Origin of the sequence: Streptomyces sp. NPDC005566 (assembly GCF_040605575.1) — a bacterium.
In the GTDB taxonomy this organism is placed as follows: domain Bacteria; phylum Actinomycetota; class Actinomycetes; order Streptomycetales; family Streptomycetaceae; genus Streptomyces.
Window position 1 is genome coordinate 117,180 of the sequence record NZ_JBEXDB010000018.1, and the last position, 24,349, is coordinate 141,528.

Sequence of the window (24,349 nt, forward strand, 5' to 3'; positions counted from 1 at the left end):
CAGCTGTGCACGACGGGGGCATACGGCATGGCGTGCCGCCCCCGCCCCCATTGCATGCCCACCCCGGCGGGCGCATCAACGGCGCACGTGCGCGGAGACACACGTGCGACCGCGCACGTTCCGCGCCCCTACGCCCCTTCGACCGGGGTGGACGTCTGGATTTCGTCCGCGTGCTCACCCGTCACCAGGTAGACGACGCGCTTGGCGACCGACACGGCGTGGTCGGCGAAGCGCTCGTAGTAGCGGCCGAGCAGGGTCACATCGACGGCCGTCTCGATGCCGTGCTTCCAGCGGTCGTCCATCAGGTGCTGGAACAGCGTCCGGTGCAGCAGGTCCATCTCGTCGTCGTCCTGCTCCAGCTGGAGCGCCAGGTCGACGTCCTTCGTGATGATGACCTCGGCGGCCTTCGCCATCAGGCGCTGCGCGAGCTGTCCCATCTCCAGGATGGTGGCGTGCAGGTCGTGCGGCACGGCGGAATTCGGGAAGCGCAGCCGGGCGAGCTTGGCCACGTGCTGGGCGAGGTCGCCCGAGCGTTCCAGGTCCGCGCTCATGCGCAGCGAGGTGACCACGATCCGCAGATCGGTCGCGACCGGCTGCTGGCGTGCCAGCAGCGCGATGGCCCGTGCCTCGAGGTCGTGCTGCAGGTCGTCGACCTTCTGGTCCGCGGCGATCACGGTCTCGGCGAGCTTGAGATCGGCGTCGAGCATGGACGTCGTCGCCCGGCCGATCGCCGAGCCGACGAGCCGGGCCATCTCGACCAGGCCTTCGCCGATCGAATCGAGTTCCTCGTGGTAAGCGTCGCGCATGGAAGTCCCTCTCCAGATTCTTAGGCCGCCCGGCACACGGGAGGCGGCGTCCCCCGTGTGCCGGGCGGTCTTGCTGAGCCGGGGTCTCCGGGCCGACCCCACGCTCCCACGGTGAGGGCACAACGAGTCGGGATCCGGCCCCCGAAGTGAACCGCCACTTTCTCCTCGGTGAACTCTGGGCGACGAGTGTTCGAGATGGCACCCGGATGGCTGGGAGAGACCCGACGCACCCGCATAACCTTGAAGCATGGACGTGAACGCGGCAGTCGCCGCAGCTGCCGCGATAGCCGGGTTGTGCACCGGTGTCATCGCGATGCTTGCGTTCCGCTGGAGCGAACGCGAGCAGAGACAGCCCACGCGTACGTCCCTGCGGCCCGACAGCAACGCCGCGCTGCCCCCCGGGGTGGACACGGTCCTCTCCGTGCTCAGCTCCTCGGCCGTCGTGCTCGACGAGAGCGACAGCGTCGTCAAGGCCAGCTCCGCCGCGTATGCGCTGGGCCTGGTCAGGGGCGGGCGCCTGTCGGTCGAGGCGATGCTCCACATGGCCAGGGACACCCGTCGCGACGGTGAGATACGACAGGTCGAACTGGACCTCCCACGGCGCGGCACGGGTCGGGGCGAGGCGCTCGCCGTGTCCGCCCGGGTCGCTCCGCTGGGTTCCCGGCTGGTGCTGCTGCTGGTCGAGGACCTCACCGAAGCCCGTCGCATAGAAGCAGTACGGCGCGACTTCGTCGCGAACGTCAGCCATGAGCTCAAGACCCCGGTCGGCGCGCTCTCGCTGCTCTCCGAGGCGGTCATGGACGCCTCCGACGACCCGGAGGCGGTGGAACGGTTCGCCGGACGTATGCAGATCGAGGCGACCCGGCTGACCAACCTCGTGCAGGAGCTCATCGACCTCTCGCGCGTCCAGAACGATGACCCGCTCGAGGATGCCGAACCCGTTCGGGTGGAAGAACTGGTCGCCGAAGCCATCGACCGGTGCCGCCAGCAGGCGGGCTCCAAACAGATCACCATGGCCTCGGGCGGTACGGCGGACCTCTTCGTCTGGGGAAACCGCGGACAGCTCGCTGCCGCGCTCGGCAATCTCGTGGAGAATGCCGTCAACTACAGCCCCGCCCGCACCCGCGTCGGCATCGCTGCCCGGCAGCTGGTCGCACCCGGCGGGGATCTGATCGAGATAGCCGTGACCGACCAGGGCATCGGCATCTCCGAGAAGGACCGCGAGCGGGTCTTCGAGCGGTTCTACCGCGTCGACCCCGCCCGGTCCCGGGCCACTGGTGGCACCGGTCTCGGCCTCGCCATCGTCAAGCATGTGGCCGCCTCGCACGGCGGGGAGGTCACCGTCTGGAGCTCTGAGGGCCAGGGCTCCACCTTCACCCTGCGACTGCCCGAATCGGGCGTCGTACGGGGGCGCACCACCGGCGGACCGCTCATCGTCAACGGTCGGTCCGTTGACGACGAGGGGCCGTACGAGACCGACACTTTTGAACCATTTCCTGCCCCGGAGGCTCTTCCGTGACCCGAGTGCTTGTCGTCGAGGATGAGGAATCCTTCAGCGACGCCCTGTCCTACATGCTTCGCAAGGAAGGCTTCGAGGTCGCCATCGCGGCCACCGGCCCCGACGGCCTCGACGAGTTCGAGCGCAACGGCGCCGACCTCGTCCTGCTGGACCTGATGCTGCCCGGGCTGCCCGGTACGGAGGTCTGCCGGCAGCTGCGGGTGAAGTCGAACGTCCCGGTGATCATGGTCACCGCCAAGGACAGCGAGATCGACAAGGTCGTGGGGCTGGAAATAGGAGCCGACGACTACGTGACCAAGCCCTTCTCCTCGCGGGAGCTGGTGGCCCGCATCCGCGCGGTCCTGCGCCGCCGTGGGGAGCCGGAGGAGGTCACACCGGCCGCCCTGGAGGCCGGTCCGGTGCGGATGGACGTGGACCGTCACGTCGTCACCGTCTCCGGCGGCAAGGTCGACCTCCCGCTGAAGGAGTTCGACCTCCTGGAGATGCTGCTGCGCAATGCCGGCCGCGTCCTGACGCGCATGCAGCTGATCGACCGGGTATGGGGTGCGGACTACGTGGGTGACACGAAGACCCTCGACGTCCACGTGAAGCGACTCCGCGCCAAGATCGAGCCTGACCCGGGGGCGCCGCGGTACCTGGTGACGGTGCGGGGGCTGGGCTATAAGTTCGAGCCGTAAACCGGTGACCGCGTCGGCGCCGCGTTGACGCGTTGACGCCGCGTCGAGGCCGGAAAGTCGAGGCCGGAAACGCGTCCGGCCGTGCGGGCAGCCGCGGCCGCAGCCGCAGTATCAGCCGTAAGAAACAGCCGCAGTGTCAGCCGTATGAAAAAGGGGGCGTCTCCCGGCCGGAGACGCCCCCTTTCACGCGTGGATCAGTGGTCGGCGGACGCCTCGTCCGCCGGCGTGCCGGAGCCGCTCTCCGGCTCCGAGGCCGAAGACTCCTCGGACGCGGAAGCGGACGGGGAGTCCGACACCTCGCCCGGCGTCTCGGAGGCGTCCTCCGAAGGCTTCGGGGTGGGCTTCGGCGACGGCACCGCGCTCGGGCCGAAGCCCTTGAAGAAGCCGGCTGCCGGGACGATCATGGCGCCGAGTCCGATGTCACCGGTCTTGCTGAACTGGAAGACGACCTGCTGTACGCCGCCGTCCCGCCCGGCCTGGGTGCCGTCCTCGACCACGGCGGAGGCGTTGCCCTTGCCGCCCAGGATGACCCGTCCGCCGGCCGGGATCACGACGGGACCCTTGCCCTTGGCGGGGCGCAGTTCCACGGTGGCGCTGGTGCCGGGCAGCGTGATGGCTTCCAGGACCTCGCTGCTGGTGCCGTTGTTGAACAGCGTGGCGGTGACGGCGGCGGGACCCTCCGTCTCGTGCCCGGGCTGGGTGATCACGTTCGCGTTCTGGATCTTGATGTGGTCGACAGCGGTGGCTGCGTTGTCCGGCCTGACCTTGAGCGTCTCCGCGTTGGTGCCCGCACTGCATGCGGACAACGAGGCGATCGAGAACACGAGGGCAGTGGCGGCGAGGGCGCCGTGTCGAAGGCTGCGGCTCACGGCGGCGGCAACTCCTTGAACGTTCGGACTGCGGACTTCGGACTCTGCGGACAGGAAGGCCGAGCGGTGTAAAGCCGCCCTAAGTGTGTGTCAGCGGGCTCAGGTTACCGAGCCACCGTCCCGGGCCCGCACCCGACCCGCCCCCTATGGCCGTACGGCGTGGGCGCGGCTCCCGATCGCGCAGCGATCACGCCGTTTCGCACGCCGTTCACAAAACCCGCGTGATCGCCGGGCGGGCGGCCGGTGATCAATTCTCCTGGTGACGGCGCATTCCCTGCGCATAATCCACCCGGCTGCCGGCCGTTGATCAATTTCATTGACCATCGACTCAAAGACTCGTACGGGTGATCGATGTCCGAACGGAGTACGGAAAGATCACCATCCAGAATCCGGCAAAACGGGACGTTCAGTCCCTTCCGGAGGGCTTCCGGTCCGTGTGACGCGCGCGTTTCGGCTCGCCCGCGCGCCCGCTCCGACCTGCGAATATCGCCTTCCGGAAGCCTTCCGCAGCACGTTCGTGTTGCTGTTGTCAAGCCCCGAGATATGCCCTGACCTGCGAAAACGCCATTCAGGAGAAGCGGTTCTCGTGTTACTCTGGATAGCCACGGAAGGGGTACCTGTCACATGACGTTCAAGGTTGGCGACACCGTGGTCTATCCCCATCACGGGGCCGCGCTGATCGAGGCTATCGAAACTCGCCAGATCAAAGGCGTGGACAAGACCTACTTGGTGCTCAAGGTCGCCCAGGGCGACTTGACTGTTCGTGTACCGGCGGACAATGCGGAGTTCGTCGGTGTGCGTGACGTAGTCGGGCAGGAAGGGCTGGACCGGGTCTTCGAGGTGCTGCGCGCGCCGTACGCCGAAGAGCCGACGAACTGGTCCCGACGCTACAAGGCAAATCTCGAGAAGCTCGCCTCCGGCGATGTCATCAAGGTCGCCGAAGTCGTTCGCGACCTGTGGCGTCGTGAGCGCGAGCGCGGACTCTCCGCAGGTGAGAAGCGCATGCTCGCCAAGGCCCGCCAGATTCTGGTGAGCGAGCTTGCTCTCGCGGAGAACACGAACGAGGACAAGGCCGAGGCTCTGCTCGACGAGGTCCTCGCGTCCTGAACCGGATCACACCGGTCGCAAGAATGTGCCGCGGTGCCCGCTGACGAACCGTCTTTGACGGTGAGTCGTCGGGCGCTGCGGCATGTTCGGATCCTGTCGGATCCGCTACTGGCGCCATCCCCCCTCCACCACGGACGAGCCCTCGCTGCGGCTTGCCCGACCAGGGGTCACGGAAGGGGTCCCGGTCGAGTCAAGGCGTCGCGCCCGGCTCTCCCCCAACCTACGGCTGGGGGTACCCCCAGGCCATACCCACGTCGGCCGCGGAAACAAACCTGCCGAAGCTTCGGAGTGCAACCGATGTCACCGATGTCACCGATGCCTGCTGAACCGCGCCCCGCCCGCACCGCAGCGGTGATTCCCGCAGCCGGCCGCGGCGTCCGGCTCGGGCCCGGAGCCCCCAAGGCGCTCCGCCGCCTCGGCGGGACACCCATGCTGATCCACGCCGTACGGGCCATGGCCGCGTCACGGGCGGTCACGCTCGTCGTCGTGGTCGCGCCGCCGGACGGCGCGCCCGACGTCAAGAACCTCATCGACGAGCACGCCCTGCCCGAGCGCACCGACTACCTGGTCGTCCCGGGCGGTGCGACACGCCAGGAGTCCGTGCAGATCGGACTCGACGCGCTCCCCGACGACATCTCCGTCGTGCTCGTCCACGACGCCGCCAGGCCCCTCGTGCCCGTCGACACCGTGGACGCGGTCATCGAAGCCGTACGGGAGGGGGCACCCGCCGTCGTACCGGCCCTGCCGCTCGCCGACACCGTCAAGGAAGTCGAACCCGGCACGCCGGGCGAGCCCGAGCCGGTTCTGTCGACCCCCGTACGCGCCAGGCTGCGTGCCGTCCAGACGCCCCAGGGCTTCGACCGGGACACGCTCGTGCGGGCCCACCGCACCGTGGCGGTCGACGGCGACGGCGCGACCGACGACGCGGGGATGGTGGAGCAGCTCGGCGCGCCCGTCGTCGTCGTACCCGGGCATGAAGAGGCGTTCAAGGTGACCAGGCCCCTGGACCTCGTCCTGGCCGAGGCCGTTCTCGCACGCCGGAGGGCGAACGATGGATTCTGAAACCGCGAAGCAGCCGGTGCCGCTGATCCCGCTCGTCGGCATCGGTACGGACATCCACGCGTTCGAGGAGGGCCGCGAGCTCTGGTGCGCGGGGCTTCTCTGGGAGGGCGAAGGGCCCGGCCTGGCCGGGCACTCCGACGCCGACGTCGTCGCGCACGCCGCGTGCAACGCCCTCTTCTCGGCGGCCGGGCTCGGCGATCTCGGACAGCACTTCGGCACCGGCCGCCCCGAGTGGTCGGGAGCCTCCGGAGTCACGCTCCTCACCGAGGCGGCGCGCATCGTGCGGTCCGAGGGCTTCGGAATCGGGAACGTCGCCGTGCAGGTCGTCGGCCTCCGCCCGAAGATCGGCAAGCGTCGCGACGAGGCGCAGAAGGTACTGTCCGACGCGGTCGGCGCGCCGGTATCGCTGTCCGCCGCGACCTCCGACGGTCTCGGATTCACCGGCCGCGGCGAGGGCATCGCGGGCATCGCGACGGCCCTCGTCTACCGCACCGGCTGACCCGGGGCCGCCAAGGCCTCTCGTGGACCGCCCCCTGTCCCGATGCCCCTGAGGTCTGTCGTGGGCCGGTCTCTTCCCCGGCGCCCCTGAAGCCCCTTTTGTGGGCCGGGTCCGCCCCGGTGCCTTATTGCACATCACTTGCACATACGCTGATGAGGCAGGTGATGTGCGTGGGGTGAGAGCGAGGCGAGGGTCAGTGGTGAGCGCGACCGCCGGAACGGCACGGGCGCGGGGTGCCCGGAGCGACGCGGACGGATACGTCCTGCGGACCGCGACCGCACGGGACCTCGGCGGCGCGCGGGCGGTCATGCTCGACACCGTCTACCGCGACCTGAGGTCCGGTTACGTACCGCGCTGGCACGCCGACATCATCGACCCCGAGGCCGCCTATCTGCGGCCCGAGCGCTGCACACTCCTCGTCGTCGAGCACGGCGGGGAGATCGTCGCGACCGGCGCGGTACGTGACCGCGGTCCCCAGGCGCCGCCCAATCCGCAGTGGGTCGCGGACCGCTTCCCGTCCGGCTCCACCGCCCAGCTGTGCCGGATCTACGTACGCCCCGAACACCGCCGGCACGGGCTGGCCCGCCGGCTGGTGCGGGAGCTGGGTGCGTTCGCCGCGCGGGCGGGGGGTTACACCTCGCTCTACCTGCACACCGATCCTGCCGTGCCGGGAGCCGAGCCGTTCTGGCGTGCGCTCGCCCACGAGGTCTGCGACGAGCGTGCGCTGCCGGGCGGCGGTCAGGGCATCGTCCACTTCGAGTTGCCCTTGCCGGGGCGGGCGGACGGATCCGGGGCGTGAGCACGACCCCTAAAAATAGATGATAATCGTTTTCATATAAGGTCGTCGTCATGCCTACGTTCCGAAGCCGCCGCTCCCCGCTGCCGGTGGCCCTCGCCGCCCTGCTCGTCCCTCTCGCCGCGTGCGCCTCGCCCGACGACTCCGGGGCGGCCGGCGGCGCGCAGCGACTCCGGGTCGTCATGGCCTTCCCGCCCGCCCAGGCCATGTCCCCCTACGGCGACGACGCGGTCACCCTCAGCCGGCTCGCCGTGATCGAGGGCCTCACCACCCTCGACAGGAACGGCGCCCCCCGGCCCGCGCTCGCCGCGTCCTGGAAGCGGGACAACGCCACCACCTGGACGTTCACGCTCCGCGACGCCGTCTTCCAGGACGGCACGGTCGTGGACGCCGACGCAGTGGTGCGCTCCCTCACCGCCGCCGGGAAGGCATCCCCGCTGCCCAGGGCCCTCTCCGACACAAGCCTGCGCGCGACGGCCACGGACGCGGACACCGTACGGATCGTCACCGAGAACGCCGACCCGCTGCTTCCGCAGCGGCTCGCCAACCCCTCCCTCACGATCCTGTCCGCCGACGCCTACCGGAGCGGCAAGGTGAACCCCGCCGGGCACGCCACCGGTCCCTTCACCCTGACCGACGTCAGGGGCGCGGTCGCCGCCACCCTTGAGCGCAACACCGCCTACTGGGGCGACAAGGCGAAGTCCCCGGGCGTCGACGTCACCTTCGTCGCCGACGGGACCGCCCGCGCCAACGCCCTGCGCACGGAGTCCGTGGACGTCGCCGAATACGTACCGATCTCACAGGCGTCGCTGCTCGGCGACGGGTTCGTCCACGAGTTCCCCTCGGCCCGGACAGGCGGACTCTCACTGAACACCGGGCGCGGTGTCTTCGCCGACCCGGCCATGCGCGCCGCCGCCCGCGAGGCGATCGACTCCAAGGCCCTCGCCGACGGCGTCTACGAAGGCCGGGCCGACACCGCTCAGGGCCTACTCGGCCCCGGAGTCCCCTGGGCGGCGAAGGAGCGCACCGCTCCCACGAACCGGGCCGAGGCAGCCGGACGGGGCGAGGTGGCGAAGACGAAGGAGATCGTGCTCGCCACGTACACCAACCGGCCCGAGCTCCCGGAGGTCGCCACGATCGTCCAGCAGCAGCTCCAGAAGCGCGGCTTCACCGTCAAGCAGGTCGTCCGCGACTACGCGCAGCTGGAGGCCGACGCCCTCGCCGGGAAGTACGACGCGTTCATCCAGGCCCGCAACACCCTCCTGGACACCGCCGACCCCGTCTCCTACCTCGCCTCCGACTTCACCTGCGACGGCAGTTTCAACATCTCCCAGCTCTGCGACCCGCGCGTCGACGCGGCCGTCGCCGAGGCCGCCTCCCTCGCCGGCACCGAAGAGCGCCACCGGGCCGGTATGACCGCCGAGGCCGCTGTGCTCGGCACCGACGCCCTCGTGCCGCTCGTCCATGAACGCTTCGTCCAGGGATACGACTCCGGCCGGGTCGATGGGGTCGCACTCGACCCGATGGAACGCACGCTCATCACCGCCGACACCCACATCGGGTGACCGGATGAGGTACCTGGCCGGGCGGCTCGGCACGCTCCTCGCCGCCGTCGCCGTCATCGGCCTGCTGCCCCGGCTGACCCGGACCGACCCCGCCCTGACGATCCTGCACGCCCGCTACGCGGACCGGCCGCCGACGCCCGCGGTACTCGACGCCATTCGCGCGGAGACCGGGCTCGACGGCGGCCCGCTGCACGTCCTCGGCGACTGGGCGGGCGGGCTTCTCCGCGGCGACCTGGGGGATTCCTGGGTCTCGGGGCAGCCCGTGGGCCCCGACGTGATGTCCGCGCTCGGAGTCTCGCTCACGCTGATGGGCGTCTCGCTCACCGTCGCCCTGGCCCTCGCCCTCGCCCTCGCCGCCCCGACACTCCGACGAGGCGCACGCCGCGCACTCGCCACCACCCGGGCCGGTGGCGGGGCCGCCGTCCTCGCCGCCCTGCCGGAATTCCTGCTGGCCGCCGTCCTGGCCACCGTCCTCGCCGTACAGCTGGGCTGGTTCCCAGCCCTCGGCTGGGGGCGCGCCGAGCAGCTCGTCCTGCCCGCCCTCGCCATGGCCATCCCGGCCGGCGCCCTGCTCGGACGGCTCCTGGACGACGCGCTGCCCGCCGCCTTCGCCGAACCCTGGGCCCGGGCCGCCACCGCCGGCGGCATACCACCGCGCCGCATCGCGGCCCACGCCCTGCACCGCACCCTGCCCGCCCTGCTGCCGCAGCTCGGGCTGATCGTCGTCGGCCTCACCGGCGGCGCCGTCGCCGTCGAGACGCTCTACGCCATACCCGGCCTCGGCGGCACCGCGCTCGCCGCAGCCCTCGCCCAGGACCTTCCCGTACTCCAGGCATGCGTCCTGCTGCTGCTCGTTCTGGGACTCGTGGCCGGACTCGCGGCCCGGCTCGGCTCCCGTGCTCTCCTCGGCCCCGCCCGGACCGCGCGGGCCCTGCCCGCGCTCACCGCCCCGCCCCTGCTCGTCCGCCGCCGCGTCACCGTCACCGCCGTCACGCTGGCCGCACTCCTGGCCGCGGTCACCGTCGCGGGCCTGTTGCGCGACCCGCTGTCCGTCGACGCCGCCGCCCGACTCGCCTCCCCCTCGGCCGCCCACCCGCTGGGCACCGACTCCCTGGGCCGCGACGTCCTCGCCCGGCTCGGCCACGGCACGGCCCGGACCGTGCTCACCGCCCTCGCGGTCGGCGCCGTCACCCTGCTGCTGGGACTTGTCGCCGGAGCCCTCCGCGCCGGAGCCCTGACCGAGACGGCCAACGCCCTGCCCGCAGTCCTGGCCGGTCTCGTCGCCGCCGGTATCGCAGGCCCCGGCCTTTGGGGCGCGGCCATCGCCGTCGCCGCCGTCGCGTGGGCGCCGCTCGCCGCCCACACCGCCGCGCTGTACGCACAGGAGAAGGCCGCACCGCACCTCGCCGCCTCCGTCGCCCTCGGCGCCGGACGCGGCCACCTGCTGCGCCGCCACCTCCTGCCGGGCGTCGTACCGCCCGTCGTCCGCCACGCCGTCCTGCGCGTCCCGGCCATCGCCCTGGCGCTCGCCTCCCTCGGCTTCGTCGGCCTCGGGACACAGGCCCCGGCGCCGGAGTGGGGCCGGATCCTCTCGGAGAACATGCCGTACGCCGAACGGGCCCCCTGGGCCGTCCTCGCCCCCGCCGCGGCCCTCGCCGTCCTCGGCGCGCTCGCGGTGCTCACCTCGGCAGCCGTACGCGGCAGCCGTCACCGGTGACCGTGCACCCGGAACGCGTCCGGACCCGCCCGGGCCACCCCGGCACCAAGCCCTACCTCCGGCTCCTCACCGCCACCCAGTTCGCTTTCAACATCGGCTTCTACGCCGTTCTCCCCTACCTCGCCACCCACCTCGGTGACGGACTCGGCATGGCGGGCTGGCTCATCGGGCTCGTCCTCGGGCTGCGTACGTTCAGCCAGCAGGGCCTTTTCGTCATCGGCGGCGCCCTCACCGACCGCTACGGCCCCCGCCCGGTCGTCCTCGCCGGCTGCGCCCTGCGCATCGCCGGACTCTGCTGGCTCGCCCTGGCCGGCTCCACCGCCACCGTCATCGCCGCCGTCGTCCTCATCGGCTTCGCCGCCGCGCTCTACTCGCCCGCCGTCGAGTCCGAGACCGCCCGCGCCGCCGTCGCACACGAGTCGGAAACCGGGACCCCGCGCGCCCAGGTCCTCGCCGTGTTCTCGGCCGCAGGCCAGGCCGGGGCCTTCCTCGGCCCCCTGCTCGGCACCCTGCCCCTGCTCCTGGGCGGCGGATTCCGGGCCGCCTGCCTCGCCGGAGCCCTCGTCTTCGGCTGCGTACTGGCCGGGCACGCCCGCCTCATGCCGCACCGGCCGCGCGCCGCCGCCGGGAGGCCCGGCCGCGGCGGCTTCCCGCGCACCCCCCGCGACGTCTTCGCCAACCGCCCCTTCCTCGTCCTGTGCCTCGCCCACAGCACCTACCTCGTCTCCTACAACCAGCTGTACCTCGCCCTGCCCGTCGAGGTGGAACACGCCACCGGGTCGCAGAGCGCGCTCGGCGGACTCTTCGCGCTCTCCTCCCTCCTCGTCGTCGGCGTCCAGCTGCCCCTCACCCGCTGGTCCGCCCACCGCATCGCACCCCGCACCGCACTCGTCGCCGGTCTCGCGGTCGTGGCCGCCGGGTTCGCCGCAGTACCCCTCGCGCCCGGCGGGCCCGCCGGACTGCTCCCCGGAGCGACGCTCGTGGTCCTGCTCACGCTCGGCCAGATGCTGCTGGTCCCGGCCGCCCGGGGCCTCGTACCGGACCTGGTCGACGACCACCGGCTCGGCCTCGCCACCGGGGCCCTGTCCTCGGTCTCCGGCCTCGCCGTCCTCGTGGGCAGCGCAGCCACCGGCATGCTCCTCGGTACCCCGGGGCCCGTCCTGTGGACCGCGCTCGCCGCCGTGCCCCTCGCGGGTGCCGCACTCGCTCTGACACTGCCCCGGGGCGGGCGTACGCCGGTGCCTCCGGACACCGTCGCGGATTAGTTGGGACACGTTTTCCACAGGGGGCGCTGGGCACTGGTGCGGGCCCACTACCCTTGAGAGGTGACTATTCGCCTGCATGACACCAACGCCCGGCAGATCCGTGACTTCGTCCCGCTCACAGCGGGCTGTGTCTCGATCTACCTCTGTGGCGCGACTGTCCAGGCCGCCCCGCACATCGGGCACATCAGGTCCGGTCTGAACTTCGACATCATGCGCCGCTGGTTCGAATACCGCGGCTACGACGTGACGTTCATCCGGAATGTCACCGACATCGACGACAAGATCATCAAGAAGTCGGCCGAGCAGGGCCGCCCCTGGTGGTCCATCGGCTACGAGAACGAGCGCGCGTTCAACGACGGCTACGACGCCCTGGGCTGCCTCCCGCCCACGTACGAACCGCGCGCCACCGGCCACATCACCGAGATGGTCGAGATGATGCGCGGCCTCATCGAGCGCGGCCACGCCTACGAGGCCGACGGCAACGTCTACTTCGACGTGCGCTCGTACGAGGGATATCTCGAGCTCTCCAACCAGGACCTGGACGACCTGCGCCAGCCCTCGGGCGACAACGAGACCGGCAAGCGGGACAAGCGCGACTTCGCCATGTGGAAGTCGGCCAAGCCCGGCGAGCCCAGCTGGGAGACCCCCTGGGGCCGCGGCCGCCCCGGGTGGCACCTGGAGTGCTCCGCGATGGCGCACAAGTACCTCGGCAGCGCCTTCGACATCCACGGCGGCGGCATCGACCTGATCTTCCCGCACCACGAGAACGAGATCGCCCAGGCCAAGGCATTCGGCGACGACTTCGCGAAGTACTGGGTGCACAACGGCTGGGTCACCCTCGCCGGCGAGAAGATGTCGAAGTCCCTCGGCAACTCCGTGCTGGTCAGCGAGATGGTCAAGCAGTGGCGCCCCATCGTCCTGCGCTACTACCTCGGCACCCCGCACTACCGCTCCATGATCGAGTACAGCGAGGAAGCACTGCGCGAGGCGGAGTCCGCGTTCGCGCGGATCGAGGGCTTCGTACAGCGTGTCGTCGAGAAGGCCGGCGGCGAGGTCGCCCCGGCCGCCGAGGTGCCGCCCGCGTTCGCCGAGGCGATGGACGACGATCTGGGCGTCCCGCAGGCACTCGCGATCGTCCACACCACCGTCCGCCAGGGCAACTCCGCCCTCGCCGCCGACGACAAGGAAGCAGCGGTCGCCCGCCTCGCCGAGGTGCGCGCCATGCTCGGAGTCCTCGGCCTGGACCCCCTCGACCCGCACTGGGCGGGCGAGAGCGACCACGGCGAGGACCTCCACGGAGTCGTCGACACCCTCGTCCGCCTCGTCCTGGACCAGCGCCAGTCGGCACGCGAGCGCAAGGACTGGCCCGCCGCCGACGCCATCCGCGATCAGCTCAACCAGTCCGGCCTCGTCATCGAGGACAGCCCGAGCGGCCCCAGGTGGACCCTCGGCCCGCGCTGAGCGGCACCCTTCGCACCATGCGTGAGCAGCGCAAATGTGCCGCCCGGCCATCCGGGCGGCACACTTTCACTTGAGACACGTTTTTCTGAAGCAACGAAACAGGTAGGTCATGGCCGGGAACAGCCAGCGCAGGAACCGCCGCACGTCCAACAAGAAGGGCATGCAGGTCGGCAGCGGCGGTAACCGACGCCGCGGTCTCGAAGGCAAGGGACCCACGCCGCCTGCCGCCGACCGCAAGGGGCACAAGAAGAACCGGGTGGCGAACGCCCAGGCCAAGCAGGCCGCGTCCCGCCGCCCCGCGCCGCGCCGCGGTGGCGTCAAGGGCACGTCGGAGATGGTCGTCGGCCGCAACCCGGTCTTCGAGGCCCTGCGCGACGGCGTCCCCGCGACCACCCTCTACGTCCAGCAGTACATCGACAACGACGAGCGGGTCCGCGAGGCCATCCAGCTCGCCGGTGAGCGCGGCGGCATCCACCTCATGGAGGCCCCGCGCCCCGAGCTCGACCGGATGACGAACGGCCTGAACCACCAGGGCCTCGTCCTCCAGGTCCCGCCGTACGAGTACGCGCACCCCGAGGACCTCACCGCCGCCGCGTACGACAACAACGAGGAGCCGCTGATCGTCGCCCTCGACGGCGTCACCGACCCGCGCAACCTCGGCGCGATCATCCGCTCGGTCAACGCGTTCGGTGGCCACGGCGTCGTCGTCCCCGAGCGCCGCGCGGCCGGTATGACCGCCGGTGCCTGGAAGTCCTCCGCGGGCACGGCCGCCCGTACCCCGGTCTCCCGGGTCACCAACCTGACCCGTGCCCTCGAGGGCTACCAGAAGGCCGGCATCACCGTCGTCGGCCTCGCCGCGGACGGCGAGCACACGGTCGAGGACCTCGAGGCCCTCGCCGGCCCCGTCGTCGTCGTCATCGGCAGCGAGGGCAAGGGCCTCGGCCGTCTCGTCGGCGAGACCTGCGACTACCGGGTCCGGATCTCGATGCCGGGCGGCGCCGAGTCCCTGAACGCCGGAGTCGCCGCAGGCATCGTCCTGTACGAGGTCGCACGCCGCCGCGCGTGACCCGGGCGGGCCAGGGGTCTGACGGCTCTCACGCCGTCAGGCCCGCCAGCCGCGCCCTCATCAGCACCGCGATCGTGAAGGCGTCCGTGATCCGCCCGTCGGCCACCATGGCCTCCGCCTCGGCGAAGGGCACCGTGACGGAGCTGCGGATCCCCTCGGCCGTCTCCAGCGGCCCCAGCGCCTCGATCCGTGCCGCGAAGAGCGACACCCGGTCGGCCGTCACCCCCGTGTCCGGGTGAAGTTCACCCAGAGGGACGATCTCCTGGGCCACTGCGCCGATCTCCTCCCGCAGTTCCTTCGCCGCGTTCGCCCCCGGTCCCAGGCCCACCGTGCCGAAACCGCGCGGCACCTCCCACTGCCAGGAACGCGTCGCGTGCCGGAAGTGCTCGACCAGGACCACCTGGCCGTCGAGCAGCGGAAGCACCACACACCCCTGCTCCGGTGTGGGGCTGATCGAGCGGATGTACGTACCCGTGGAGCCGTCGGGGAAGCGCACCGGATCGCGCAGCAGCACCACGTACCGGTCCTCGTACAGCACCCCGCCCGCGGCCGAGACCGCGTCCGGCTCAGTGAGGATCTCGATTCCACCGGGCTGGTTCGCGAACAGCTCCGGACGCTCCGCACGCAGCCGTTCGTACTGCTCGACACCCATCTGCCGTGCTCCCTCCGAGCCCGTTACGCCTCACACGTGCGGTGACTGCTGATCCGCCTGGCCGCTCCGGGGCGCCGACCCGGTCTCCACGACCCGGCCCCCGTACGACTTGAGGATCTTCTCCCAGTCCCTTCTGACATTGCCCAGCTGAAGCGACGGCAATGTCAGCGAATGCCCGAGGCCCTTGCGCGCGCCCCGGCCTCCCTGGTCGAAGAACTCCAGCCGGACACTCAGTGCGCCCGCGACGGCCGTCGCCATCTGGAGGGAACCCGCGAGCAGCGACACCTCCTCGCCGGACGTCACCTGCAGGGCGATGCCGGCGGACTCGAGGACCAGGGCCACCTTCATCTCGCGCTGGAAACCCTGACGGGTACCGCTCACCTTGCGCGCGGTCCGCAGCATCCCGCGGTGCAGCTTGGCGACATCACCCGTACCGGCACGGAACTCCTCGGGGCTGGGTACCCGTCCGTCCTTGAAGCTGCCCAGGACGAACGAGTCCAGGGCGTTCACATAGCCGTTCCACTCCTCCGTGGTACGCAGCCGCGTGATGTCGGACAGCGACAGCGAACCGTAGGAGTTGGGGCCGTCCACGGCCCGGTGCAGGGCGTCGGCGAACAGATCGCGCAGCAGGAGACCGATCTGCTCCGGGTCGTCGTGCCGGCTGCGGACGTCGTCACGCAGCTCCTGCAGCGCCGAACGCGGCGGCGAACCCGGAGGCGTGAGGGCGGTGATCCTGCTCGCCTTCGGAACCCCCAGTGTGTACAGGAGGTCGATCAGCTGCTTGGCGGGAACGATGTGGTCGCCCTCCCGCAGCAGACCCTCGTGCACCTGTGTGCCCGGCCGGGTCAGGAACTCCCGGTACACGGCCTCACGCGTGATCGTCGAGTAGAGGTCCTGCCGCGCGGCCCAGAGGAGGATGTCGGTGAGGATGCCCTCCTTCATGGCCCGCGCCTGGGCGAGGGAGATGCCCAGGTTCTTCCTCAGCGGCTCCTCGCGGAGCCGCTGGAGCGTCAGCAGTTGGCTGGAGAAGAAGTGGTTGACCTTGTCCGTCGCCTCCCGGTTCGCCGCATCGTCCCAGTCGAAGCGGACCAGGTCCGGCTCCGCCTCGTCGGCGAGCAGCCGCCCCCAGGACCGGTGCACCTGCGGATCGTGCGTCCAGGCGAACTCGGCAGCGGGGTCGCGTTCGGAGTACAGGAAGGGCACGAGCGCCCTCCCGTTCAGCAGGCGGACGAAAGCCTGCCGTTCGGCCGGATCGGCATCCGGTGCGAAATTGGCCGAGACCGCCTCGTTGTTGATGAAGTACGCCCGATTGACCACCAGGGTGCCGCTGTTCACCAACGCGCGTCGCAACTCGGCGGCGGAGGCCTCCACATCGTCCGGGGAGCGGCCGGGCGCGGCGTTCGCCCGCTGCCTCGCCGCCGCCAGATCGCCGGGCAGCCACTGGTTGTCCAGGGCCTGGGCCATCACCGGATACCGCGTCAGGTCTTTGAAAGTAAGCTGCTGCCCGCCCATGACTCCCCAGTTCACTACGGATAACGCACATGATGGCCGGGCTGGTTGACGTACGGAAGGTGAACAAAAGTTCCTGGGTGGCAAGGAATGGCTGGATCTTGACGGGTCTCGGACACTTCGGCCACGTCAAGGCAGTGTCCTAATCACACATCACTCGGTTAGATGAGTGTGGACACCAGAACGCCGCGGTTCGACGAACAGCCCGCCGCCCTGAGCATGACCAAGGTGGACAGCGACCCCGCGCAGGTCATCGTCAACCACGCCAGCTTCCGGGTGCAGCTCGCCCCGGGCCAGCGCACGCGCCTGCGCCCCTTGGCCACCGCACAGCCCCGGATCCCCGCCATGAGCGGCGCGGGCGGGCGCAGGCGGGCCCCCGTCGTCTGGAGCGGCAGGTCGGAACCGGGCGATCCAGGAGCGACCGGACTCCTGCAGGCCGTACGGAACTCCACCGCGGGCCACCTCGACACCAGGCCCGGCGGCGGCACCGGAACCGGTGGGGACGCGGGCTTTGGCACCCAGGTCATCCCGCGCCTCGACGAGACCCAGCCCAACCCCGTACTCATCGCGCCCCAGCCCGGACCGGGCCGCACCGGACCGCTGCTGCCCCCCATGCGGCAGGCCGTCGGCGCCTACGACCCGGTCGAAACCGGCCCCCCCGACCACCGCGACCCCTTCGACGACGAACCCGACGACTCCGCCCAGGAACGGCGTCACGCCGCCGACAACGTCCGGCACGCGTACTACCCCGGCCGCCGCATGAACCTCGGCGTCGTCCTGCTCCCCCTGCGCGTCTTCCTCGGCTTCATCTCGATCTACGCCGGCATGGGCAAGCTCTGCGACCCCGTCTACTTCGAGGGCGGCGACCGGGGCTCCATGGTCAAGTGGCTGACCTCGCTGCAGCCCTGGGCCCTTGCCGAGCCGCTGCGCGATTTCGCGCTCTCCCACCCCGTCGGCGCCGGACTCTCCGTCGCCTTCCTCCAGGTCGTCGTCGGCGTCCTCACCGTCCTCGGCCTCTGGCAGCGCGTCGCCGCCGCCTTCGGAGCCCTGCTCTCCGCAGCCCTCCTCGTGACGGTCAGCTGGCGCAGCGTCGCCGCCTACGACGCGCCCGACATCATCTTCCTGGCGGCCTGGAGCCCCCTTGTCATCGCCGGCGCCCCCGTCTACTCCCTCGACGGACGCCTCGCCGGTGAAGCCTGGCGCAAGCTCGGCCCCCGCTCCGACCTCTGGGACCTCCGCCGCCGTGTCCTGCGCCGCGGCACCGTCGTCGCCACCGTCGTGGTCGGTATGACACTGCTCGTCGGCTCCATGCTCGGCGGAGCGGTCCGCTCCTCCGAGGTCGTCACCGTTCCGGGTCCCGGCAACCCGTACAACCAGCTCCCCGGATCCCCGCTCCCCGAGGAGTCCACGGGCAAGCGCAAGCCCTCCAGCACCCCTGAGGGGCGTCGCCCCGAACCCTCCCCGACCAGCGGGTCAAGCAGCCCGACGGCCGAGGAGTCCACCCCGGGAGCGGACTCCGTCCGTGAGTCCGGCCAGGCCACCGGAGCGAACACCGGACAGCCCAGCCAGACCCAGGGCACCGGTCAGGAGCCGCCCCGGGAGACGACCCCGGAGCAGCCCCCGGCGAGCAGCGCCGGTCCCACCTCCTCCGGCGGCTCCGGCTCCGGCGGCTCCACGGGCGGCGGCGGCTCCGGCGGCGGTTCGGACGGCGGCGGTTCCACCGGAGGCGGAGGCGCCGGCCAGAACCCCATCGGCGGCCTGCTCGGCTGACACCCCACCGCACACCGCGAGGGCGGCCACCGGAAACCCGGTGGCCGCCCTCGCGCACGTCCGCGGTAACGGAGCACCACTCCTAGCCGCCCGTGTGGGCGCCCAGCTCCTTCGCCGCCTCCGTCAGATCCTTCGCGGTGTCGATGGCCCGCCAGTACGCCCCGTGCGGCAGCGGGAAGCCGGCCAGCAGCCGTTCACGGGCCAGCCGCGGGAACGTCGTCCGCTCGTGATCGCCCCGGTCCGGCAGCAGCGACGTGAACGAGGGCGCGAACACGTACACGCCCGCATTGATCAGGTACGGCGACGGCGGCGACTCGATGAAGTCCGTGATGTGCCCGAACGCGTCCGTCTCCACCGCACCCCACGGAATCCGCGGACGGGCCAGCGCGAGTGTGGCGGTGGCATCCCGTTCGGCGTGGAACGCCGCCATCTCCCGCAACGAGAAACGCGTCCAGATGTCGCCGTTCGTCGCGTACCACGGCTCCGAGGGGTCGGGCAGCCGTGTCGCGGCATGCTTGAGACCGCCGCCCCGGCCCAGAGGCTCGGTCTCGACGACGGTCGTGACACGCAACGGAAGATCGGCCGAGTCCAGCCACTCCTGCAGCACATCGGCAAGATGGCCGCACGAGATCACGGCGTCGGTGACACCCTCGGCGGCCAGCCAGGAAAGCTGATGGCCGATGATCGGGGTCCCGGTCCCCGGGATCTCGACCATCGGCTTGGGACGGTCATCGGTGTACGGGCGCAGCCGCGAGCCCTGGCCACCCGCCAGGATCACGGCCTGCGTCGGAAACGTTTGCATGCCAGGCACGATATGCCGTGCCCGCGCACACCCGGCTCAGCTGAACTGCGCGACGCCCGAAGCGAACGACGTGTCGCAGACCGGACGGGAGAAGCGGTGCGCACGCGTCGGGCCGTACTGGTCGACGGCAGCCCTGCCCAGCGCCTTCGCGATCGACATGCAGTGCTTGGCCAGCGACGGCCGCGCCTCGACCGTGCGCTGGAGCTCGGTCAGCGCGACGCCCGGGTCCTTCTCCCGCAGTTCCAGGAGCAGCTTGTCCTGCAGGACATCCTGCGGCTCACGCGCCTTGGCGCGCTTGGACACGGTCTCGGAGGCGGCCGTCAGCAGCTGCGACTCGGTGTTGTGCGCCGACCACTGCACGCGGGTGACCGCGAGGGTCCCGGAGAGGACCATGACGACGGGCAGTACGAGAGCGAGGGTTCGGCCGATTCGGCGCGCGGTGTGGGTCACGCAGGCGAGCGTAGCGGTCAGTGATGACTTGGCGACATTTCGTCACCCCTGCGGGGGATGGTTCGAGGTGGCCTTTCGAATCGCAGGTTGACGAACCGGGGTGAAATGACCGTCGTGCCAGGATATTTGGGACTGCCCACGCCCGAAACCCGCAGGCGCGCAACGCCACGCAGACGGCCCCGCGACCCCCGAGCCGGAACTCGGGAATGCGGGGCCGTCGTACAGCGTGGAGACGTCAGTCGGTGAGGCGCTCACCGGTCGAGGTCGCGAAGACGTGCAGCTCGTCCGGGCGCGGCACGACGTGCAGCTCCGTGCCCTTCTCCGGAACGGCACGGCCGCCGACACGGACGACCAGGTCCTTGTGCTGGCCACCGACCTGCGCGGCACCGTAGACGAAGCCGTCGGCGCCGAGCTCCTCGACCACGTTGACCGACACGGCCAGACCGGCCGGCGCGTCGCCCGAAGCCTTGGTGAGGGTCTGCGCGGCGGCGCCGCCGTGCTCGAGGATGTCGAAGTGCTCGGGGCGGATGCCGACCGTGACGGTCGTGTCACCGCGGTCCGCGGCGGCGGAGAGCGCCGCACGGGAGACCGGGACGACGCTGTTGCCGAACTTGACGCCGCCGTCCGTGATCGGGACCTCGACGAGGTTCATCGCCGGGGAGCCGATGAAGCCGGCCACGAAGAGGTTCGCCGGGCGGTCGTACATGTTGCGCGGCGAGTCGACCTGCTGGAGCAGACCGTCCTTGAGGACCGCGACGCGGTCGCCCATGGTGAGGGCCTCGACCTGGTCGTGGGTCACGTACACCGTGGTGATGCCGAGGCGGCGCTGCAGCGAGGCGATCTGCGTACGGGTCGACACGCGGAGCTTGGCGTCGAGGTTCGACAGCGGCTCGTCCATGAGGAAGACCTGCGGCTCACGCACGATCGCGCGGCCCATGGCCACACGCTGACGCTGACCACCGGAGAGCGCCTTCGGCTTGCGGTCGAGGTACTCGGTGAGGTCCAGCATCTTGGCGGCCTCTTCGACCTTCGCCCGGATCTCCGTCTTGTTGATCCCGGCGATCTTCAGCGCGAAGCCCATGTTGTCCGCGACGGACATGTGCGGGTAGAGCGCGTAGTTCTGGAACACCATGGCGATGTCCCGGTCCTTCGGGGGCAGGTGCGTGACATCGCGGTCACCGATGCGGATCGCGCCGCCGTTGACGTCCTCGAGACCCGCGAGCATGCGCAGGGAGGTCGACTTGCCACAACCGGAAGGACCGACGAGGACGAGGAACTCACCGTCTTCGATGTCGATCTCGAGCTGGTCCACGGCCGGCTTCGTGGAGCCGGGGTAGACGCGGGACGCCTTGTCGAACGTGACACTGGCCATGCTGAATCTTCTCCTCCACCGGCAGGAACGTGCCGGACGATCCGAGTAAGGGAGTGGTCTGGTCCACTCGAGTGAACCTGGTGTGACGCTACCTGGCGTTCCCGGATCTGTCAGCAGTCCCAGGTCCCGAATATTGAGCTGGTTCCGGTCCCGGCGTTGGTTACACTGCTTCCGCTGCCTCCTTAGCTCAGTCCGGCCAGAGCAACGCACTTGTAATGCGTAGGTCATCGGTTCGAATCCGATAGGGGGCTCCAGGAAAAGCCCAGCTCAGATGCGCTCTGGGCTGGGCTCTCCCGCGTCGGCGGACAGTTCTGTCTCAGGTCAGTGCCGTCCCGAGATGCGGTCCGCCAGTTTGGCGATGCGGTCCGTGCCCGGGTGCGGGGACGTGGTTTCGCGGCGGTCGGCAGCGCGGTAGGCGGCGTACAGGGCGTGGACGCCGAGCCAGCGGAAGGGTTCGGGTTCCCAGCGGCGGACTTTGTGGTTGACCCAGGGGAGGGTCGTCAGGTCGGTGGGGCCCGCCTGGCCGGAGTCCTGCTGGATGAGGTCGCGCAGGGTGCGGGCGGCGAGGTTGGCGGTGGCGACGCCGGAGCCCACGTAGCCGCCGGCCCAGCCGAGGCCCGTGGAGCGGTCCAGGGTGACGGTGGCGCACCAGTCGCGGGGGACGCCGAGTACGCCGGACCAGGCGTGGTCGATGCGGGTGCCTGCCGTGGTGGGGAAGAAGCGGACGAGCAGGTCGCGCAGGGCGTCGATGGTGGCGGGCCGGGTGCGGCCGTCGTTGTCCGTGGCGGAGCCGTAGCGGTAGGGGACGCCCCGGCCGCCGAGCGCAATGCGGTCGTCCGCGGTGCGCTGGGCGTACATGTAGGCGTGGGCCGTGTCGCCGAGGTTCTCGCGGCCTTCCCAGCCGATGGTGTCCCAGACGGACTTGGAGAGGGGTTCGGTGACGATCATGGACGAGTTCATGGGGAGCCAGGTGCGCTTCTGGCCCTTGAGCGCCGAGGTGAAGCCCTCGGTGCAGCGCAGGATGTACGGGGCGCGGACCGTGCCGTAGGGGGTTACCGCGTGCTTGGGCCTGATCTCGGTGACGGGGGTGGATTCGTGGATCGTGACGCCGAGGGCTTCCACGGTGTCGGCGAGGCCCTTGACGAGTTTGGCGGGGTGCAGGCGTGCGCCGTGCGGGGTCCAGCTGGAGCCGACGGCTCCGGTGACACGGATGCGTTCGGCGGTCTCGCGGGCGCCGCGCAGGACGCGGTCGGTCTCGCCGAAGGCGATCTCGACGGAGTGGGAGTTCTTGAGGCGGGCGAGCTGGGCCGGGGTGTGGGCGATCTCGAGGACGCCGCCGTGGTGGATGTCGGCTTCGATGTTTTCGTCGGCGGCGGTGCGGATGACCTCGTCGACGGTCTCGTTCATGGCCTTCTGGAGGCGCACGGCGGCGTCGTGGCCGTGGAGCCGGGCGTAGCGGTCGCGGCCCGCGATGCCGTTGTAGAGCCAGCCGCCGTTCCGGCCGGAGGCGCCGTAGCCGCAGAACTTGGCTTCCAGCACGGTGATGTTGAGGAAGGGGACGGCCTTCTTGAGGTAGTAGGCCGTCCAGAGGCCGGTGTAGCCGCCGCCGACGATGCAGATGTCGGCGGTGGTGTCGCCGGGCAGGGGTTCGCGGGGGGCGGGGGTGCCCTCGTGCGCGTACCAGAATGAAATGCCGCCGTTGACGGTACTGACGGTGCTCATGATTCCCCTGCTTGTCCGTGTGCAGCCGAGTCGCTGAAGGGACGTTACTGCGCGGCCGGGGGTTTCGTCGTGCGGGGTCCTCGGGCCGGGGGAGCCCTCGGGGAGGCGGCCTGCGGGGCGGGCCGGGTGTGCGGGTCCTTAGGCTGCGTCCATGATTCGTATTGCTACCGCCGCCGACGTTCCTGTCATCCACGCGATGGTCCGTGAGCTCGCCGAGTACGAGAAGGCGCTGCACGAGGCGCAGGCCACCGAGGAGCAGCTGCGTGAGGCGCTGTTCGGGGAGCGGCCCGCCGCGTACGCGCACGTCGCGGTGTCGGACGAGGACGGTGAGGTCGTCGGGTTCGCGCTGTGGTTCCTCAACTTCTCGACGTGGCGGGGAGTTCATGGCGTGTACCTGGAGGACTTGTACGTGCGCCCGGAGCGGCGCGGGGGCGGCCACGGGAAGGCGCTGCTCACCCAGCTGGCGCGCATCTGCGTGGAGCGGGGCTACGGGCGCCTGGAGTGGTCGGTGCTGGACTGGAACGCCCCGTCCATCGCGTTCTACGAGTCGTTGGGTGCGCGTCCGCAGGACGAGTGGACGGTGTACCGGCTGACGGACGGGGCGCTGGCCGAACTGGGCGCGTCCTGAGCTGATCCGCGTACTGTCGGGCTCCGGTCAGGGGATGAGGACGACCTTGCCCATCGTGCCGCGGGTCTCGAGGGCGCGGTGGGCGGCGGCCGCTTCGGCGAGCGGGTAGCGCTGGACGGTGGGGCGGAGGCGGCCGGCCGCGGCTTCGGCGAGGGACAGGGACTCCAGGGCGCGCAGTCCCCCGGCCTTGCGGATCATTGCGGGGCCGAGCACGTTCTGGGACGTGATGCCGCGTGCGGCGAGGTCCTCGTCGGTGAAGGTGAGGGGCCGGCCGTCGTGGGGCCCCTCGCCGGACCAGCCGAAGACGATGTGCTGTCCGCCGCTGCCGAGCAGGTCGACGGCGGCGCGGGCGGTGACTCCGCCGACGGAGTCGTACACGACGGTGGCGCGGCGGCCCAGGGCGTCGAGGTGCGTGCGGACCTGGCGGGGCCAGTCGGGGAGGGTGTAGTCGACGGCGAGGTCCGCGCCGTTCTCCTTGACGCGGGCGACTTTGGCGGGTCCGCCGGCCAGGCCGATCACGGTGGCGCCGGCGTTCCTGGCGTGCTGGACGAGAAGGGTGCCGATGCCGCCGGCCGCAGCGGTGACGACGGCGACGGAGCCGGGGCCGAGTTCGGTGAACTGCACGATGCCCAGGGTGGTGCGGCCGGTGCCGATCATGGCGACGGCTTCGGCCGCGCCGAGTCCTTCGGGGATCGGGTGGAGCTTGTCGGCGTCCACGACGGTGAGTTCGGCGTAGCCCCCGGGGGCCATGCCGATGTGGGCGACGACGTGGCGGCCGAGCCAGGCGGGGTCGGTGCCCTCGCCGAGTGACTCGACGGTGCCCGCGACTTCGCGGCCGGGGATCGTGGGCAGTTCGGCGGGGGCCGGGTAGGGGCCGGTCATGCCTTCGCGCAGGGCGGTGTCGATGAGGTGCACGCCGGCTGCGGCGACGGCGATCCGGACCTGGCCGGGGGCGGGTATGGGGTCGTCGGTCAGTTCGTGGCGGAGGTTCTCGGCGGGGCCGAAGGCGTGGAGGCGGATGGCGTACATGTGGGT

The 24,349-nt window shown here is 70.9% G+C and carries 22 protein-coding genes and 1 tRNA gene; 14 read left to right on the forward strand and 9 right to left on the reverse strand.

Annotated features, from left to right (window positions below):
• Window positions 1-128 precede the first annotated feature (128 nt).
• Complete coding sequence (gene phoU / locus ABZS61_RS26790; RefSeq protein ID WP_329208674.1) at window positions 129-806, reverse strand: phosphate signaling complex protein PhoU; 678 nt, start codon at window positions 804-806, stop codon at window positions 129-131.
• Window positions 807-1,053: 247 nt separating this feature from the next.
• On the opposite strand from phoU, the gene ABZS61_RS26795 reads away from it, so the two are divergent.
• Both ABZS61_RS26795 and ABZS61_RS26800 read left to right on the forward strand, forming a co-directional pair.
• Entirely contained in the window at window positions 1,054-2,325 is a 1,272-nt protein-coding gene (locus tag ABZS61_RS26795; protein WP_356426367.1) for an ATP-binding protein, read from the forward strand.
• Window positions 2,322-3,002 carry a response regulator transcription factor gene (locus ABZS61_RS26800; RefSeq protein WP_006377546.1) on the forward strand — a complete coding sequence of 227 codons (681 nt, stop codon included), beginning with the start codon at window positions 2,322-2,324 and terminating at the stop codon, window positions 3,000-3,002. The genes ABZS61_RS26795 and ABZS61_RS26800 overlap by 4 nt, the downstream gene beginning before the upstream one ends.
• A gap of 194 nt (window positions 3,003-3,196) precedes the next feature.
• Here ABZS61_RS26800 and ABZS61_RS26805 read toward each other — a convergent pair whose 3' ends face one another.
• The gene (locus ABZS61_RS26805) at window positions 3,197-3,871 is read right to left on the reverse strand and encodes a DUF461 domain-containing protein (protein ID WP_356426371.1); all 675 of its coding nucleotides are present in this window, start codon (window positions 3,869-3,871) and stop codon (window positions 3,197-3,199) included.
• A gap of 624 nt (window positions 3,872-4,495) precedes the next feature.
• Here ABZS61_RS26805 and ABZS61_RS26810 point away from each other — a divergent pair.
• The 9 genes from ABZS61_RS26810 (at window position 4,496) to rlmB (ending at window position 14,409) form a co-directional block, all read left to right on the forward strand.
• Entirely contained in the window at window positions 4,496-4,978 is a 483-nt protein-coding gene (locus tag ABZS61_RS26810) for a CarD family transcriptional regulator (RefSeq protein ID WP_006380568.1), read from the forward strand.
• 315 nt (window positions 4,979-5,293) lie between these two features.
• Window positions 5,294-6,040, forward strand: coding sequence for a 2-C-methyl-D-erythritol 4-phosphate cytidylyltransferase (gene ispD, locus ABZS61_RS26815; protein WP_356426374.1), 747 nt, complete (start codon window positions 5,294-5,296; stop codon window positions 6,038-6,040).
• A complete protein-coding gene (gene ispF / locus ABZS61_RS26820; protein WP_356426377.1) occupies window positions 6,030-6,539 on the forward strand; it encodes a 2-C-methyl-D-erythritol 2,4-cyclodiphosphate synthase in 510 nt (169 codons plus the stop codon). The genes ispD and ispF overlap by 11 nt, the downstream gene beginning before the upstream one ends.
• 196 nt (window positions 6,540-6,735) lie before the next feature.
• The gene (locus tag ABZS61_RS26825; RefSeq protein ID WP_356426380.1) at window positions 6,736-7,338 is read left to right on the forward strand and encodes a GNAT family N-acetyltransferase; all 603 of its coding nucleotides are present in this window, start codon (window positions 6,736-6,738) and stop codon (window positions 7,336-7,338) included.
• A 50-nt stretch (window positions 7,339-7,388) separates the two neighbouring features.
• Window positions 7,389-8,900, forward strand: coding sequence for an ABC transporter substrate-binding protein (locus tag ABZS61_RS26830; RefSeq protein WP_356426383.1), 1,512 nt, complete (start codon window positions 7,389-7,391; stop codon window positions 8,898-8,900).
• Window positions 8,901-8,904: 4 nt separating this feature from the next.
• On the forward strand, window positions 8,905-10,617 hold the full coding sequence (locus ABZS61_RS26835) for an ABC transporter permease subunit (RefSeq protein ID WP_356426386.1): 1,713 nt from the start codon (window positions 8,905-8,907) through the stop codon (window positions 10,615-10,617).
• On the forward strand, window positions 10,614-11,882 hold the full coding sequence (locus ABZS61_RS26840; RefSeq protein WP_356426390.1) for an MFS transporter: 1,269 nt from the start codon (window positions 10,614-10,616) through the stop codon (window positions 11,880-11,882). Before ABZS61_RS26835 ends, ABZS61_RS26840 begins: the two co-directional genes overlap by 4 nt.
• Window positions 11,883-11,942: 60 nt before the next feature.
• Window positions 11,943-13,343, forward strand: a complete 1,401-nt coding sequence (gene cysS, locus ABZS61_RS26845; protein WP_356426393.1) for a cysteine--tRNA ligase — start codon at window positions 11,943-11,945, stop codon at window positions 13,341-13,343.
• Between the two features lie 109 nt (window positions 13,344-13,452).
• Window positions 13,453-14,409, forward strand: a complete 957-nt coding sequence (gene rlmB, locus ABZS61_RS26850; RefSeq protein ID WP_356426396.1) for a 23S rRNA (guanosine(2251)-2'-O)-methyltransferase RlmB — start codon at window positions 13,453-13,455, stop codon at window positions 14,407-14,409.
• Between the two features lie 28 nt (window positions 14,410-14,437).
• Here the strand turns inward: rlmB and ABZS61_RS26855 are convergent, their stop codons facing one another.
• Both ABZS61_RS26855 and ABZS61_RS26860 read right to left on the reverse strand, forming a co-directional pair.
• Window positions 14,438-15,061 (reverse strand): NUDIX hydrolase, encoded by a 624-nt coding sequence (locus tag ABZS61_RS26855; protein ID WP_356426399.1) that lies wholly within the window; start codon window positions 15,059-15,061, stop codon window positions 14,438-14,440.
• Between the two features lie 30 nt (window positions 15,062-15,091).
• Window positions 15,092-16,573 carry a hypothetical protein gene (locus ABZS61_RS26860; RefSeq protein ID WP_356426401.1) on the reverse strand — a complete coding sequence of 494 codons (1,482 nt, stop codon included), beginning with the start codon at window positions 16,571-16,573 and terminating at the stop codon, window positions 15,092-15,094.
• A gap of 162 nt (window positions 16,574-16,735) precedes the next feature.
• On the opposite strand from ABZS61_RS26860, the gene ABZS61_RS26865 reads away from it, so the two are divergent.
• Window positions 16,736-18,340 (forward strand): DoxX family protein, encoded by a 1,605-nt coding sequence (locus ABZS61_RS26865; RefSeq protein ID WP_356426404.1) that lies wholly within the window; start codon window positions 16,736-16,738, stop codon window positions 18,338-18,340.
• Window positions 18,341-18,422: 82 nt separating this feature from the next.
• Here ABZS61_RS26865 and ABZS61_RS26870 read toward each other — a convergent pair whose 3' ends face one another.
• From ABZS61_RS26870 to ugpC, 3 genes are all read right to left on the reverse strand, one after another.
• Window positions 18,423-19,142: a nucleotidyltransferase family protein gene (locus ABZS61_RS26870; RefSeq protein ID WP_356426407.1), complete on the reverse strand. Its 720-nt coding sequence runs from the start codon at window positions 19,140-19,142 to the stop codon at window positions 18,423-18,425.
• A gap of 36 nt (window positions 19,143-19,178) precedes the next feature.
• Window positions 19,179-19,592 (reverse strand): hypothetical protein, encoded by a 414-nt coding sequence (locus ABZS61_RS26875; RefSeq protein ID WP_356426410.1) that lies wholly within the window; start codon window positions 19,590-19,592, stop codon window positions 19,179-19,181.
• A 235-nt stretch (window positions 19,593-19,827) separates the two neighbouring features.
• Entirely contained in the window at window positions 19,828-20,964 is a 1,137-nt protein-coding gene (ugpC, locus tag ABZS61_RS26880) for a sn-glycerol-3-phosphate ABC transporter ATP-binding protein UgpC (RefSeq protein ID WP_356426413.1), read from the reverse strand.
• A 176-nt stretch (window positions 20,965-21,140) separates the two neighbouring features.
• On the opposite strand from ugpC, the gene ABZS61_RS26885 reads away from it, so the two are divergent.
• Window positions 21,141-21,218: transfer RNA gene (locus tag ABZS61_RS26885), tRNA-Thr, on the forward strand.
• Window positions 21,219-21,285: 67 nt separating this feature from the next.
• Here the strand turns inward: ABZS61_RS26885 and ABZS61_RS26890 are convergent.
• Window positions 21,286-22,686, reverse strand: coding sequence for an FAD-dependent oxidoreductase (locus ABZS61_RS26890; RefSeq protein WP_356426416.1), 1,401 nt, complete (start codon window positions 22,684-22,686; stop codon window positions 21,286-21,288).
• Between the two features lie 151 nt (window positions 22,687-22,837).
• On the opposite strand from ABZS61_RS26890, the gene ABZS61_RS26895 reads away from it, so the two are divergent.
• On the forward strand, window positions 22,838-23,314 hold the full coding sequence (locus ABZS61_RS26895; RefSeq protein ID WP_356426418.1) for a GNAT family N-acetyltransferase: 477 nt from the start codon (window positions 22,838-22,840) through the stop codon (window positions 23,312-23,314).
• Window positions 23,315-23,341: 27 nt separating this feature from the next.
• Here ABZS61_RS26895 and ABZS61_RS26900 read toward each other — a convergent pair whose 3' ends face one another.
• Window positions 23,342-24,343, reverse strand: coding sequence for a zinc-binding dehydrogenase (locus tag ABZS61_RS26900; protein ID WP_356426421.1), 1,002 nt, complete (start codon window positions 24,341-24,343; stop codon window positions 23,342-23,344).
• Window positions 24,344-24,349 lie beyond the last annotated feature (6 nt).